Source organism: Flavobacterium poyangense (assembly GCF_011751075.1).
Taxonomy (GTDB): Bacteria; Bacteroidota; Bacteroidia; order Flavobacteriales; family Flavobacteriaceae; genus Flavobacterium; species Flavobacterium poyangense.
The window spans coordinates 1-1,028 of the sequence record NZ_JAALLN010000059.1 but is presented as its reverse complement, the minus strand read 5'-3'; the positions used below and the strand labels follow the sequence as shown (position 1 = coordinate 1,028).

Below are 1,028 nucleotides of genomic sequence, written 5' to 3'. Positions count from 1 at the left end.
TATTTCGGTAACAAAATTTAATTTTAATAAATTTTGTTACGATGAGAAATAATAGTCAGGATTCCACTTTAGAGCGAAACTATTTAGAAAAATATCGATTTTTAATAAAAGAATACGAACAGGTAAAAAATAAGACTCATCCTTTACATAAGAAAGCGATGGACTTTTATACCGCAAATGACACTTGCCGAAAGAGTTTTTTAAAGTACTATAATCGCTATAAACAAAGTGGGAAATCTATAGATTTACTACCTCAAAAGCGAGGTCCACGCTACAAGACTAGACGTCCCTTGCCTTTTATCGAAAAAAAAGTAATTGAATTACGAGAAAAAGGAAACAATAAATATGAAATTGTTAGTATCTTAAAGCCTAAATTAGGGAAGAATACACCATCATATTCGGGAGTCTATAATATTTTAAAACGCAACAAAATAAACAGATTAACTCCGAAGATTAAAAAGAATCATCAAAAAATAATCAAGGAAAGAATGGGACAACTTGGTCATATTGATTGCCATTATTTAAGCAAAAGTATAATTAAAGGAGAAAATAAAAAGCTCTATTTAGTATGTATAATTGATGATTACAGCCGAATTGCCTGGGCTGAATTAGTTCCTGATATCACTAGTTTAACAGTTATGTTTGCAGCGTTAAAATGCTTAAACATCCTAAGTGATCATTATGAAATAAAATTTGAAGAGATATTATCTGATAATGGCCCTGAATTTGGACCCAAAACAAGTAAAGTAAAAAGTAATCATCCTTTTGAGAGAATGTTAATGGAATTAGGTATTGTTCACCGATACACAAAACCATACAGACCGCAAACTAATGGCAAAGTAGAACGCTTCTGGAGGACTCTAGAAGATGATTTATTAAGAGATACAGATTTTGATTCACAAGAAGAATTAAAAGAAGAACTATTACAATATTTATACTACTACAATCATGAAAGACCACATCAAGGTATTGATGGAAAGAAACCAATAGAAATGATAAATCTGTTACCGAAATAAGTAACCTTTACA

The 1,028-nt window shown here is 30.4% G+C and carries 1 protein-coding gene; it reads left to right on the top strand.

Translation table 11 applies throughout. The annotated features are described in order from the left end of the window. The first annotated feature begins 41 nt into the window (after nt 1-41). The gene (locus G3A47_RS22600; protein WP_166926521.1) at nt 42-1,016 is read left to right on the top strand and encodes an integrase core domain-containing protein; all 975 of its coding nucleotides are present in this window, start codon (nt 42-44) and stop codon (nt 1,014-1,016) included. Nucleotides 1,017-1,028 lie beyond the last annotated feature (12 nt).

Bases quoted from the DNA above. Each gene is read 5' to 3' on its own strand.
- G3A47_RS22600 (WP_166926521.1), top strand. From the start codon at position 42: ATGAGAAATAATAGTCAGGATTCCACTTTAGAGCGAAACTATTTAGAA.